Annotated in this window: 13 protein-coding genes; 8 read left to right on the top strand and 5 right to left on the bottom strand. The window is 41.5% G+C overall.

Translation table 11 applies throughout. From position 1 onward, the window contains the following. Positions 1 to 340 precede the first annotated feature (340 nt). From rpmG to radC, 3 genes are all read right to left on the bottom strand, one after another. On the bottom strand, positions 341 to 514 hold the full coding sequence (rpmG, locus tag ACHUGF_RS09735) for a 50S ribosomal protein L33 (protein WP_394130767.1): 174 nt from the start codon (positions 512 to 514) through the stop codon (positions 341 to 343). Positions 515 to 520: 6 nt separating this feature from the next. Beyond that, on the bottom strand, positions 521 to 757 hold the full coding sequence (rpmB, locus tag ACHUGF_RS09730) for a 50S ribosomal protein L28 (protein ID WP_130600401.1): 237 nt from the start codon (positions 755 to 757) through the stop codon (positions 521 to 523). Positions 758 to 879: 122 nt separating this feature from the next. Beyond that, the gene (gene radC, locus ACHUGF_RS09725; RefSeq protein WP_394130766.1) at positions 880 to 1,557 is read right to left on the bottom strand and encodes a RadC family protein; all 678 of its coding nucleotides are present in this window, start codon (positions 1,555 to 1,557) and stop codon (positions 880 to 882) included. Positions 1,558 to 1,722: 165 nt separating this feature from the next. Between radC and coaBC the strand changes: the two genes are divergently transcribed. From coaBC to folE, 7 genes are all read left to right on the top strand, one after another. Then, the gene (coaBC, locus tag ACHUGF_RS09720) at positions 1,723 to 2,919 is read left to right on the top strand and encodes a bifunctional phosphopantothenoylcysteine decarboxylase/phosphopantothenate--cysteine ligase CoaBC (RefSeq protein ID WP_394130765.1); all 1,197 of its coding nucleotides are present in this window, start codon (positions 1,723 to 1,725) and stop codon (positions 2,917 to 2,919) included. A gap of 10 nt (positions 2,920 to 2,929) precedes the next feature. Further along, the gene (gene dut / locus ACHUGF_RS09715) at positions 2,930 to 3,388 is read left to right on the top strand and encodes a dUTP diphosphatase (protein ID WP_394130763.1); all 459 of its coding nucleotides are present in this window, start codon (positions 2,930 to 2,932) and stop codon (positions 3,386 to 3,388) included. A gap of 36 nt (positions 3,389 to 3,424) precedes the next feature. Beyond that, on the top strand, positions 3,425 to 4,018 hold the full coding sequence (gene slmA, locus ACHUGF_RS09710; RefSeq protein WP_394130761.1) for a nucleoid occlusion factor SlmA: 594 nt from the start codon (positions 3,425 to 3,427) through the stop codon (positions 4,016 to 4,018). Between the two features lie 115 nt (positions 4,019 to 4,133). Then, a complete protein-coding gene (locus tag ACHUGF_RS09705; RefSeq protein WP_394130759.1) occupies positions 4,134 to 6,095 on the top strand; it encodes an alpha/beta hydrolase family protein in 1,962 nt (653 codons plus the stop codon). A 390-nt stretch (positions 6,096 to 6,485) separates the two neighbouring features. Then, positions 6,486 to 7,277, top strand: a complete 792-nt coding sequence (locus ACHUGF_RS09700) for a tetratricopeptide repeat protein (RefSeq protein WP_394130758.1) — start codon at positions 6,486 to 6,488, stop codon at positions 7,275 to 7,277. A 102-nt stretch (positions 7,278 to 7,379) separates the two neighbouring features. Beyond that, the gene (locus tag ACHUGF_RS09695) at positions 7,380 to 9,311 is read left to right on the top strand and encodes an alpha/beta hydrolase family protein (RefSeq protein ID WP_394130756.1); all 1,932 of its coding nucleotides are present in this window, start codon (positions 7,380 to 7,382) and stop codon (positions 9,309 to 9,311) included. Between the two features lie 172 nt (positions 9,312 to 9,483). Then, a complete protein-coding gene (folE, locus tag ACHUGF_RS09690; protein ID WP_394130754.1) occupies positions 9,484 to 10,134 on the top strand; it encodes a GTP cyclohydrolase I FolE in 651 nt (216 codons plus the stop codon). Between the two features lie 120 nt (positions 10,135 to 10,254). Here the strand turns inward: folE and pyrE are convergent, their stop codons facing one another. Together pyrE and rph are read right to left on the bottom strand one after the other, a co-directional pair. Beyond that, positions 10,255 to 10,896 carry an orotate phosphoribosyltransferase gene (gene pyrE, locus ACHUGF_RS09685; RefSeq protein WP_394130752.1) on the bottom strand — a complete coding sequence of 214 codons (642 nt, stop codon included), beginning with the start codon at positions 10,894 to 10,896 and terminating at the stop codon, positions 10,255 to 10,257. A 67-nt stretch (positions 10,897 to 10,963) separates the two neighbouring features. Continuing rightward, positions 10,964 to 11,677 carry a ribonuclease PH gene (gene rph / locus ACHUGF_RS09680; RefSeq protein ID WP_394130750.1) on the bottom strand — a complete coding sequence of 238 codons (714 nt, stop codon included), beginning with the start codon at positions 11,675 to 11,677 and terminating at the stop codon, positions 10,964 to 10,966. 148 nt (positions 11,678 to 11,825) lie between these two features. Here rph and ACHUGF_RS09675 point away from each other — a divergent pair, with 148 nt between their 5' ends. Then, the gene (locus ACHUGF_RS09675; protein ID WP_394130748.1) at positions 11,826 to 12,689 is read left to right on the top strand and encodes a YicC/YloC family endoribonuclease; all 864 of its coding nucleotides are present in this window, start codon (positions 11,826 to 11,828) and stop codon (positions 12,687 to 12,689) included. Positions 12,690 to 12,847: the final 158 nt, after the last annotated feature.

Here is a 12,847-nt window from a genome sequence, read left to right as displayed (position 1 = left end):
ATAGCAACAATCCCACTTTTTAAGTCATTGCTGTTAAGCATAGCTATTCACATTAGCGATTGGTAATTCAGTGGTGGAATAATGCTTGGTGCAGTTTTGATTTGGCGAGTTTGCTGATAGCGCATATTTTCAAAAAACTACACCATGGCTGAGTGTCGTAAATGTTAAGTGAGTTGATTGACGAGTAAAGATACGCAATAAGACCGCTTAAAAGCGCTCACCGGCATTTGTAGGCATTTTAGAGACAGTGACGGTAGTGGGTGCAGCTTTAATGAATCTGGTGGATGATAGGCATAAAAAAACCCCTCAGAGAGGGGTTTTTAAAAGAAGCTAGTATCAATTACTTGATTTTAGATTCTTTGTACATAACGTGCTTACGAACAACTGGATCAAATTTCTTGATTTCCATTTTTTCTGGCATGTTACGCTTGTTCTTTTCAGTCGTGTAGAAATGACCAGTGTTAGCGCTAGAAACTAACTTGATCTTCTCGCGATTACCTTTAGATTTAGCCATTTTCTATTATACCTTTTCGCCACGGGCACGAAGTTCTTTAACTACAACTTCGATACCTTTTTTGTCGATGATACGGATACCTTTAGTAGATACACGTAATTGTACAAAACGTTTTTCTTCTTCTAACCAAAAACGGTGGTTTTGTAGGTTAGGTAAAAAACGACGACGAGTCGCGTTTTTCGCGTGCGAACGGTTGTTACCAACCATTGGCTTCTTGCCAGTTACTTGGCATACTCTTGACATGTCAATCTTCTCCAAAAACAATTTTTTAACGCTCGAGCATTAATGTGCCTCGTATGGCCGTCGCCCGAGGCACAAAGAGGGCGCATTTTATACACGATAGTCGGTATAAGATCAAGCAATGTTTATTTAATCCACCCACGTTCTGCAAACGAGACTATGTCGTAATCCCCTACAACCATATGATCTAACAGGGAAACATCGATAGTTTCTAATGCAATTTTTATTCGCTCAGTTATTCGCCGATCAGCCTCACTGGGCTCTGCAATGCCTGATGGGTGGTTATGACACACAATCACTGCTGCTGCATTTTTTTCCAGCACAAGGGCCACTATATCGCGAGGATATACTGAGGCGCAGTTTATGGTGCCACGGAATAATTCTACAAATTGAATGACTCTATGTTGGCTATCCAACAATAATAAAGCGAACACTTCATAGGATCGGTCTGCTAATTGTCTCATTAAATAGTCCCGAGTTAAATCAGGATTTGTCAAAATTTGCCCTTTTCGCAAATTTTCTTGCGCAATTCGCCGTGCTATTTCATCACAAGCCTGTAATTGGGCGTATTTTACAGGGCCAACGCCGGAGAGTTTACAAACTTGTGACTCTGATGCAGCAAGTAGTTTACGTAAACCGCCAAAATGACTGAGCATATTACGTGCAACATCGACGGCACTGGTGCCTGCCAGTCCATTTCTTAGGATCACAGCTAATAACTCAGCATCTGAAAGAACGCTAGGGCCTTGGGTCAGTAACTTTTCACGCGGTCCTTCGCCATCGGGCCAGTGTTTAATGGTCATTCCTTTGACTCCTTGATTTGTGGTTTATCGATAAGTGCTGAGCGTCATTGCCGCAGGCTTCATCGATTAAGTGGATAAGTATGGACGATATTTTTCAAAGTGGATCTCCCCTCTAAACCTACTGATATGATAAGGTAGGCGCACGTAAAAAGTGGGACAGATACAATGCTGACAAACAAGAAAATTCTATTAGGTATTGGTGGTGGAATTGCAGCCTATAAAAGCGCAGATTTAGTCAGACGCTTAAAAGAACGTGGTGCTGATGTTCGTGTCGTCATGAGCCAAAGTGCCATGGAGTTTATAACACCGCTCACCATACAAGCATTGTCTGGTCACCCAGTTGCTTCAGATTTATTAGACCCTGCTGCTGAAGCCGCAATGGGGCATATTGAGCTTGCTCGTTGGGCTGACCTCGTCATTATCGCACCTGCAACAGCGAATTTGATTGCCCGAGTCAATGCGGGTATGGCTGATGAACTCATCACAACGACCTGTTTAGCGACTAGCGCACCTGTGGTGATGTGTCCTGCAATGAATCAGCAGATGTATCAAAACCCAGCCACTCAAGAAAACCTTGCAAATGTACAACGCAAAGGCATTACCTTGTGGGGGCCTGAATCAGGTTCTCAAGCCTGTGGTGAAGTGGGGCCTGGACGTATGCTAGAGCCTTTAACCATTGCAGAAAAAGCGGTGGCATTTTTTGCAGAGCCTGTGCTTCAAGGTCAAAAGGTGATGATAACCGCAGGGCCCACACGTGAGGCGATTGACCCAGTGCGTTATATTTCCAACCATAGCTCAGGCAAAATGGGCTTTGCATTGGCTGCCGCAGCTGCAGAGTTAGGTGCTGAAGTTACCTTAGTTGCTGGACCGGTTAATTTACCTACTCCATTTGGCGTTGAGCGCATTGATGTGGAAGCGGCAGAGCATATGCTTAACGCGGTAATGGATAATGTTACTGAACAAGATATTTTTATTGGCTGTGCAGCGGTTGCTGATTATAAAGTTGCCCAAGTGGCCACTCAGAAAATTAAGAAATCGGCAGAAGAAATGCAGCTTGCGCTAAGCCGAAATCCTGATATCTTAGCCAGCGTTTCTAGCCTGCAAGATAAACCTTTTACAGTCGGTTTTGCGGCTGAAACCAATGATGTTGAGCAATATGCGCGTGGCAAATTACAGCGTAAAAACCTAGATATGATTGCTGCCAATGATGTTTCTATTGCGGGATTAGGCTTTAATGCTGATCAAAATGCACTGCAGGTCTTTTGGCAAGACGGTGGGCAAGCATTACCTGCCACAGATAAGCTGACACTTGCTAAACAATTGATGGCATTAATTCATCAACGTCAATCACTGGCTAAATAGATCAAGTATTATGAAAACACCCATTGAACTAAAAATTTTAGATGCTCGTATTGGCAGTGAATTTCCTTTACCTGCTTATGAAACTGTAGGCAGTGCGGGGATGGATTTACGAGCTATGGTAGATACCGACACTGTCATTGCACCAGGCGAAACCGTACTTATCCCAACCGGCATTGCGATTCATGTGGCCGATCCAAGCCTTGCTGCGGTCATCTTGCCGCGATCAGGTATGGGGCATAAACATGGCATAGTGTTAGGCAATTTAGTCGGATTGATTGACTCTGATTATCAAGGTCCACTGATGGTGTCATGTTGGAATCGTAGCGATAAACCGTTCACGATAGAAACGGGCACTCGCTTAGCACAACTGGTGTTTGTCCCAATTGTACAAGCCCAATTTACCCTAGTAGATGAATTTGAACGCTCAGATCGTGGTGAAGGCGGTTTTGGTCATTCTGGTACCAAATAGCCCTTACAAGTTGTCACTGAGCCAAGGAATAACAACATGGCGTCAAGCCCAAAAATAAATCGTCGCGAACACATCTTGCAGTGCCTTGCACAAATGTTAGAAACCAGTCCAGGTCAACGTATCACTACAGCGAAATTAGCTGCTGAAGTTGGTGTGTCGGAAGCTGCACTATACCGCCACTTCCCTAGTAAAGCGCGCATGTTTGAAGGCTTAATTGAATTCATTGAAGATGCACTATTATCCCGATTAAATATCATCATGGATGAAGAGAAAGACACCATGGCAAGATGTCAGCGTGTATTGCAGCTGTTGTTGGTATTTTCTGAGCGAAATCCTGGGATTTCTCGGGTATTGAATGGCGATGCTTTATTGGGTGAAAATGAGCGATTGCGAGCCAGAGTCAGTAATATTTTTGCCAAAATAGAGACACAGCTAAAACAAATTTTACGCGAAAAAACACTGCGAGAAGGCGCAGGCTTTAACTTAGATGAAGCCATTCTAGCCAACTTATTGCTGGCCATTGCAGAGGGTAGAATTGCGCAATATGTGCGCAGTGAGTTTGCTCAAAAACCGACCGCGCACTTTGAACTGCAGTGGACCTTCATCGAGCAACAATTGCTTAGAAGTTAAGTAGTTACTTAACTAGTGTTTGCCGACAAATGGTTAGATTTCTATATATTTGTCGGTTTTATTTTTATATTATGGTCAATGATTGATCAACAATAACAAGAGACAAGGATGTACAATGAAATACACTTCTATAGTGGTGGGCGCACTCGCCTGCGTTTCACTCCCTTCTTTAGCTGCTTCAATGTCGACAGCAGAACTATTTACCAAAAGTGCTGAGTATAAAAACGTAAAAATATCGCCAAAGGGTGATTATATTAGCGCACTGACTTCTCATGAAGGCAAAGATACGCTCATTTTCCTTGATACTGAAACGAAAGCGTTACTCAATGCAGTGAGTTTCCCCGGAAATGCGGAAGTAGGCAACTATGAGTGGGTAAACGATGAGCGGGTCGTGCTGCAAAAAATGTATAAAAAAGGTTGGTCAGAAACGCCTATTTATTATGGTGAGTTGATGGCAGTAAATGCTGATGGCTCAAAAGGGACTTATTTATTTGGCTACAAGGGTGGCGAACAGCAAGTAGGTAGTCGTCTGAGCAAAAATACGCCGATTAGAGCGACTGCATATATTTTAGACCCGCTGCCAGATGATGAGCGATATATGTTGGTGAAAGCGATTCCTTGGGGAGGGTCGTCATCTCTTGATTACAGTATTAGCCAGCAGGTGTATAAAGTGGATGTTTTCAGGGGGAAACGTAAAAAACTGACTACGGCTCCGACGGGTTACAGTCAGTTCCTGACTGACCATGAGGGTAAAGTTAAATTTTCATCAGGGATTAATAATAACAATGAAGTAGAGTTATTTTATCGTTCAAACAATGAATGGGTCAGTAGCGATAAACTCAACCTTGGTCTGGACGATTTTAATCCGATCGCTTTTGCAGACCAACCCGACACCATATTTGCCGCAGGCAGGGTGGGTGGAGAAACCTTAGGTATTTATCGAGTTGACCTAAAAAAAGGTGTAAAAGAAAAAATCATTCAAGATGATAAAGTTGAGCCTAGTAACTTTTGGATTAACCAACAAACTAAACAACTTTATGCAGTTGAGTATGAAGATGGTTATCCAACGTATGCTTTTGTTGATAAAAAAGATAAGCATAGCCAGCTACTGAAACAATTATTAGCGTCATTGCCCGGTCATCAAATTCATATTGTTAGTGAAACACGTGATTCTACAAGGTTTGTTGTTAAGGCATTTAATGATAGAAACCCAGGTGATTACTATTTGTTTGATGCTGAGAAGCTAAAGTTACAATACCTTGCTTCGCAAAAAAGTTGGTTAGACCCTGAACAAATGGCTGAAATGAAACCGATCAGTTTTACCAATAGAGATGGTGTCGTGATCAACGGTTATTTAACCACGCCACATGGTATAGAAGCGAAGAATTTACCGTTAATCGTCAATCCACACGGTGGTCCACACGGTATTCGCGATTGGTGGGGGTTTGATGAACAAAATCAGTTACTCGCCCAAGAAGGTTTTGCGGTATTGCAAGTGAACTTTCGTGGTTCCGGAGGTTACGGTAGTGCCTTTAAAGATGCAGGTAAACGCAAGTGGGGGACAGACATCCAACATGACATTATTGACGCAACTAAATATATCATCAACGAAGGTATAGCTAACAAAGACAAGGTATGTATCGTAGGTGGCAGTTTTGGTGGTTACAGCGCGCTACAGAGCTCAATCATAGAGCCCGATATGTTCAAGTGTGCAGTTGGCTTTGCGGGTATTTATGACCTTGCCATGATGTTTGACAAAGGTGATATAGCGGGTAGGCGTGCCGGTGTTAGTTACCTAAAAGAAGTGTTGGGTGAAGATAAATCGGTATTGCATGCTATGTCACCAACTCATCATGTTGATAAATTAAAAACAAAATTGATGCTAGTGCACGGTGAAGACGATGAACGCGCTCCTATTGAGCAGCTTGAAGCGTTAGAAAAAGCACTGAAAGCGAGGGATTACCCGTACGAGAAATTGGTGATGAACAATGAAGGCCACGGTTTTTACAATGACACTCATCGCGCCAAATACTACAAAGAAATGATTAGCTTTATTAAGCAAAGTTTAGCGTTATAAATCTTTTTTCATACAACAAAGCCGGTCTAAAAGATCGGCTTTTTTAATGCGTCGCAATTGCTCGAAAACAACAGCAAATACATCGTTATGCATGAAAGGCAGATAAATCATGCTGTACACCATTTGTAACCGTATTTCTTACCCTTACTTACCTGATTTCTCTAATTATCCAAAAACATAACTTAAAATGAGAGTTGTGCAACGAATAAGCTTATGAAACTAATACTTTTTACTTATTTTTCAGCTGTCAATTTTGAATTGAAACTGAAAAGTATCGCTTTTCTTGACATCGTTGTATGTTTTGTCTAATAAATGGACACTGTTGCTTGATAATACTTTTACCCTGTAAAGGTTGTCTGTGACTCCATATTCAGATTAAAAGGACTTGATATGAAATATGTTATTTTAGCTACTTTACTTGCCTCACCATTTATTTCTTTTTCTTCTCACTCTTCTATTCAAACACAAGAAAAAAGTTTGATTGAAGAATGTCATACACAAGAGTGTAACAGTTACTTTGTAAGGTTTAAGACTTTCTCTAAAAGCGGTTATGTCGATGCTATGTACATGCTTGGAGAACTTTATTATCAAGGTTATGGCACAAAAAAAAATGAAGAGAGGGCATTGAAATGGTTTAGAAAAGCGTCAAAATTTGATTTGCCTCACGCTCAATTCAAAGCCGGTGTAATATATATTCGCCCGGGTGAAAATCAAGATATTGAACGAGGTATAAAGTATTTAAAAAAAGCCCATAAAAACAATTTTAACCCAGCGACACATTTGCTGGGATTACTGTATTTGGAAGGTGAGTATGTGTCGAAAGACATGGATGTGGCTACTCAGTACTTCAAACAGACATATGCCAATAACTACCCTGACTCAGTTAAGTTTATCGCATTAAATAAGATGACGGATGGTTTTGAAACTATCTACCAATCAGCACCTAAGGCCGTTGAGTCAGTGGTAAAACCAACAGGTGAGATGGAAACGATTAGTGTAACGGCCCCTCAATTAACCGAAGTGTTTGATTTACAGCTATCACTCTTTCAAACCTCTTTTCCTGATGGCGCTGCAGGAACCGGTACTCGAATTTCAGGTAGAGGCTGTGATGAAATGATCTCTTGTGGCTTTGAACAAGATAAAGAACGCATGAGAGAGTTTTTTATGGTGGGGTGGCGATAAGCAAACAGTTTTAACTTGTTTAACTTTGCAGTTGCATAATTAAACTGAAAACTTAGAATGCTAATGCTCGCTTTAACAAACGCATAACATCAAGGAAGGTAAATGAGGTTTTTCATTCTAAGTTTTTTGCTGGTTTGCTTAGTGCAAATCAATATGTCACAGGTTCATGCAACCCCAAAAAATTCAATTAAAGAGTTCAGTGCTTCAGCTGAGTTTACGGAAGTAAAAATTTCACCAGAGGGAGACTATCTATCTGGTGTAGTTATTGAGAAGGAAACAGATAAGCGCACGTTGATAATTGTTGAATTAGAAACATTAAAACCAACGTATATCGTTAATTTTAAAGGAAAAGGTGAGGTCGGCGCATATCACTGGGTTAACTCTGAAAGAGTTGTTGTTCAAAAAGCATATAAGCAGGTAAGGCAAGAAGAGTCTGCATATCGTGGTGAAATGCTAGCGGTTAATGCTGATGGTAGTCGCTCTGAATATATATTTGGTTATAAAGGGGGCGATCGTGCACATTCATATGTGCTCGATACCTTGCCTGAAAATAAGAAAAAAATGCTTGTGATGACCTATCCATGGACAGGCACCAACTATGCTGCAACATCTGTATATGAAGTCAATGTATACAATGGTAAGCGGAAAAAGCTAACCACCTCCCCAATTAGTAACGCAAACTTTTTAGCCGATCATGACAAAAATATTCGATTCAGTTTCGCTAGCGACAGTAAAAATAGTCAACAAGTTTATTATTTTGATGAAGATAAAGATGCATGGGTTTCTGCTGATAAGTTAATGCAAGGCCTTGATGAGTTTTACCCGATATCGTTCTCTGAAAAGGGGGATTCTATTTATGCTTTAGCTGTGGAAGATAACCAAACAAGCGCAATTTACCAAATATCTCTACCTAATGGTGAACGTAAAAAAATCATCCAGCATGATGTGGTTGACCCATTAGAGTTATATATTGATGAACAAACTAAAGCACTTTATGCCATTGAGTTCGAAAATGGTTACCCAGAGTACGAGTTTGTAGATAAAAAAAGTGACAAAGCAAAGCACCTAAACCAGCTAATGACAGCTATCCCTGATCATCGAGTTCGCATAGTAAGCGAAACACTTAATGGGGATAAAATGGTTGTGATGGCCATGAATGATAAAAACCCAGGTGACTATTATCTTTTTGATACTAAAAACAAGAAAATTAATTATCTTTTCTCACAGAAAAATTGGTTAGATCCAAGTGATATGGCGGAAGTGAAGCCAATATCTTTTACCAATCGCTTCGGTAAAACGATTCATGGATACCTAACGCTTCCAAAAGGGCAAGAACAGAAAAATATGCCTTTTGTTGTCAATCCGCATGGTGGTCCTCATGGCCCTAGAGACTATTGGGAGTTCAATTCTGAAAACCAACTACTTGCTCAACATGGTATCGCGGTTCTGCAAGTTAACTTCACCGGTTCTGGCGGTTATGGCAAACAGTTTGAAGAAGACGGTTATCGCGCTTGGGGTACGAAAATCCAATACGATATTATTGACGGTACACACTACATCATAGAGCAAGGATTAGCGGATAAAGAGCGTATTTGTATTTCTGGTGGGAGTTTTGGTGGCTATTCTTCACTAATGGCGCCGACAATTGAACCTGACTTATATCAATGTGCTATCGGTACTGCAGGGGTTTATGATTTGGAAGAACTATTCGAAAGTGGTGATATTCCAGAGTCATATTCTGGTGGTGCTTTTTTAGATGAAGTCTTGGGTAATGACATAGCAAAATTAAGATCTATGTCTCCAAGTCATAATGTAGATAAGTTGAAAGTGAATATCCTTTTATTGCATGGTGATGAAGACGAAAGGGCTTCTATAGAGCAGTTTGAGGCGATGAAAGAAGCTTTAGACAAGGCTAATTATCCTTATGAGCAATACTTATGGGATAAGGCTGGTCATGGTTTCTATACTAAGGAAAGTCGAGAAGAGTACTTTAATTTAGTCCTATCATTTTTGCAGAAAAACTTGAAAGTTTAAGCTTTTCTAAACTTCATAAAAGCCGATACTTGACTAAAAAGGTCGGCTTTTTTTATGTCAGTAATATTAATTTGATTCAAATCACGGTATTATCCACAACCCCAGAGTGAACCAATGTCTGGGAAATTGACGTACAATATAGATATAAGTACCAATCTTTCTGGAGAATCAGATGGCACTGAGTGACGCGGCATTAATTGTTCAAGCTGCATTAAAAGAGCATGGGCTTGAAACCCCAATGTTGCCAATTACCTTGTCTGCTGAAGACCGTAAAAACCAAATTGAACATCACATGGAGCAAATCCTGACGCTGATGTCGCTTGATTTGTCTGATGACAGCTTAGCCGAAACGCCAAAACGTATTGCTAAAATGTACGTAGAAGAGATTTTTTCTGGCTTAGATTATCAAAACTTTCCTAAAATCACCGTGATTGAAAATAAAATGGGTGTGGATGAGATGATCCGAGTGCAGGATATTAGCCTGACCAGTACCTGTGAGCATCACCTTGTCACCATTGATGGATTAGCCACAGTGGCTTATTTGCCTAAGCAAAAAATAATCGGTTTATCGAAAATAAACCGCATTGTGCGCTTTTTTGCTCAGCGCCCTCAAGTACAAGAAAGGCTGACTCAACAAGTATTAGTCGCGCTGCAGGCATTGCTTGAAACCAAGGATGTTGCGGTGAAAATGGATGCCGTACATTACTGCGTAAAATCACGTGGTGTGATGGATTCAACCAGTTCAACTACTACAACCGCTTTAGGTGGTGTCTTCAAAAGTAATTTAGCGACACGTACCGAGTTCTTGCAGCAGTCACGATAAAACCGTGTAGTGCAAATTGCTTTTGTTTAAAGTGGCAGCAAGTTGATGAACAGATCATTAGCTTAAGCAAATAAAAACGCAGCCTAGGCTGCGTTTTTTAATGGGTTAGAACAAAGATAATTAAATACCGTATTGCTCACGATAGGCGCTAACCGCTGCTAATTCTTTTTCCATACCTGATTTTTCAGATAAGTAGTTAATTAAATCAGCCAGTTTGATGATAGATACAATCTCACAGCCAAAGTCACGCTCAACTTCTTGAATGGCTGATAGCTCGCCTTTACCTTTCTCTTGTCTGTCTAATGCAATCAATACACCGGCAAGCTTGGCATTATTTGCATTGATGATTTCCATTGACTCACGAATAGCTGTGCCAGCAGTGATGACGTCATCAACCAGCATTACTTTGCCTTCTAGCGCGCTACCAACAAGGTTGCCACCTTCACCGTGGGTTTTGGCTTCTTTACGGTTGAAGCAATAAGGTACATCGCGGTCATGGTGATCACACAGTGCCACAGCTGTGGTCGTCGCAATCGGAATGCCTTTGTAAGCAGGGCCAAATAGCAAATCAAAATCAATACCTGAATCAGCTAATGCCGCAGCATAAAAGCGGCCTAAACGCGCAAGATCTTTACCTGTATTAAACAAACCCGCATTAAAAAAGTATGGGCTCGTGCGGCCAGACTTTAGGGTAAATTCGCCAAAACGTAATACCTGGCGCTCAAGGGCAAATTCAATAAACTCGCGTTGATAGGCTTTCACTTTCTTTCCTCAATAAAAAAACTTAAAAAAAGGGACCGATTAACGGTCCCTATTTAATCGACTAATGTTAACTCAATGCCGCTTTCTGTACATCGACAATTTCACGAATACTGTTTTTAGACAGTGCAAGTAGCTCAAGTAGCTCTTCATGGCTAAATGGCTCACCTTCTGCTGTGCCTTGGATTTCAATAATCTTACCGGTTTCAGTCATGACCACATTCATGTCAGTCTCAGCAGCACTATCTTCGATATATTCTAAATCGCTGATAGCTTCACCTTCATAAACGCCCACACTCACCGCGGCAATTAAGAACTTAAGTGGGTTGGTTTTGATGATACCTTTACCGCGAGCCCAGTTCAGCGCATCGACTAGCGCAACACAAGCACCCGTAATCGCAGCAGTACGTGTACCGCCATCAGCTTGGATCACATCACAATCAATCACGATAGTGTTTTCACCCAGAGACTTCATGTCTACTGCAGCACGTAATGAACGACCAATTAAACGCTGGATTTCTTGAGTACGACCAGATTGTTTGCCGCGTGCTGCTTCACGGTCCATACGGCTGTGAGTTGAACGAGGTAGCATGCCGTATTCAGCTGTTACCCAGCCTTGACCTTGACCTTTTAAGAAACGCGGAACACCTTCAGTAAAGCTGGCCGTACATAACACCTTAGTGTCGCCAAATTCAACTAACACAGAACCTTCAGCATGAGCAGTAAAGTTACGAGAAATGGTAATAGGGCGGGTTTGAGCAGGCGTGCGGTTACTTGGGCGCATGGTGATTCCTGTTTACTAGATTGAAGACAAATTTGTGCCGCTATTATAGAGCCTCGCGCAAACAGATGCCATGTAAATACAAACCTTTAATCTAGGTGCATTAAACGGCTATAATCAAGCCACACACATTTACTACTCAGGACTTTACATGATCCAAAGCATGACCGCCTATGCTCGTATCGAGCACAAAGCACAATGGGGAACAGCCTCATGGGAAATTCGCTCTGTTAATCAACGCTTTCTAGAAACCTACCTGCGTTTACCCGAGCAATTTCGCAGCTTTGAACCGGTTTTGCGCGACCGACTGCGTAAGCGTCTGAATCGCGGTAAAGTTGAAGTAAACCTACGCTACGAAATCACTGACGATAACAGCAAAGACTTACAGCTGAATGACAATTTGGCAAAGCAGTTACTAGATGCTGCGGCAGAGCTTCAAAAATACGCCAATCATGGTCAATTAAATTTAACCGATATTCTAAAGTGGCCGGGTGTGTTAGCTAGTGCAGAACAAGACATGGATGCCATTGGTGCCGACTTAATGAGCGCCTTTGATAACGCGATTGATCAATTTATCGAAGCGCGTGGCCGTGAAGGTAGTGCCATGGAGCAAATGCTGCAAACCCGTCTTGATGGCATTATGGAACAAGTTGAAATGGTGCGCGAGCACATGCCAACAGTAATGCAATATCAACGTGAAAAATTGACCAATCGTCTAGCTGAAATTAAAGGCGAGTTAGACCCAGCTCGTATTGAGCAAGAAATGGTTTTACTGGCGCAAAAGCAAGATGTCGCAGAAGAAATGGATCGTCTTGAAGCACATGTGGTTGAAACCCGCCGCATCCTCAAAAAAGGTGGTGCACAAGGCCGCCGCTTAGACTTTATGATGCAAGAGTTTAACCGTGAGTCAAATACCTTAGCCTCAAAATCCATCAGCTCAGAAGTCACTGCAGCAGCTGTAGAAATGAAAGTGTTGATTGAGCAGATGCGTGAGCAGATCCAGAACGTTGAATAGAATTTAAAGTTCTTCTTCAGCCCAATCTAAATACTGCCTAAAGCCCGTAATTACGCCTGTAATTACGGGCTTTTTTATATTTAAAATACTTTGTACATGTCCGTCATTGTCTGCTACTGTCTTGAACAAGTGGTGACCAAAATGGTGACCATAAAGCT

The organism is Shewanella maritima, assembly GCF_043643735.1.
Taxonomy (GTDB): domain Bacteria; phylum Pseudomonadota; class Gammaproteobacteria; order Enterobacterales; family Shewanellaceae; genus Shewanella; species Shewanella maritima_A.
The sequence above is the reverse complement of the archived record's forward strand: the minus strand, read 5'-3'. Positions and strand labels throughout refer to the sequence as shown.

Excerpts from the sequence above, each read along its gene's own strand:
- rpmG (WP_394130767.1), bottom strand. The coding sequence starts at position 514 with ATGGCTAAATCTAAAGGTAATCGCGAGAAGATCAAGTTAGTTTCTAGC.
- rpmB (WP_130600401.1), bottom strand. The coding sequence starts at position 757 with ATGTCAAGAGTATGCCAAGTAACTGGCAAGAAGCCAATGGTTGGTAAC.
- radC (WP_394130766.1), bottom strand. The coding sequence starts at position 1,557 with ATGACCATTAAACACTGGCCCGATGGCGAAGGACCGCGTGAAAAGTTA.
- coaBC (WP_394130765.1), top strand. The coding sequence starts at position 1,723 with ATGCTGACAAACAAGAAAATTCTATTAGGTATTGGTGGTGGAATTGCA.
- dut (WP_394130763.1), top strand. The coding sequence starts at position 2,930 with ATGAAAACACCCATTGAACTAAAAATTTTAGATGCTCGTATTGGCAGT.
- slmA (WP_394130761.1), top strand. The coding sequence starts at position 3,425 with ATGGCGTCAAGCCCAAAAATAAATCGTCGCGAACACATCTTGCAGTGC.
- ACHUGF_RS09705 (WP_394130759.1), top strand. The coding sequence starts at position 4,134 with ATGAAATACACTTCTATAGTGGTGGGCGCACTCGCCTGCGTTTCACTC.
- ACHUGF_RS09700 (WP_394130758.1), top strand. The coding sequence starts at position 6,486 with ATGAAATATGTTATTTTAGCTACTTTACTTGCCTCACCATTTATTTCT.
- ACHUGF_RS09695 (WP_394130756.1), top strand. The coding sequence starts at position 7,380 with ATGAGGTTTTTCATTCTAAGTTTTTTGCTGGTTTGCTTAGTGCAAATC.
- folE (WP_394130754.1), top strand. The coding sequence starts at position 9,484 with ATGGCACTGAGTGACGCGGCATTAATTGTTCAAGCTGCATTAAAAGAG.
- rph (WP_394130750.1), bottom strand. The coding sequence starts at position 11,677 with ATGCGCCCAAGTAACCGCACGCCTGCTCAAACCCGCCCTATTACCATT.
- ACHUGF_RS09675 (WP_394130748.1), top strand. The coding sequence starts at position 11,826 with ATGATCCAAAGCATGACCGCCTATGCTCGTATCGAGCACAAAGCACAA.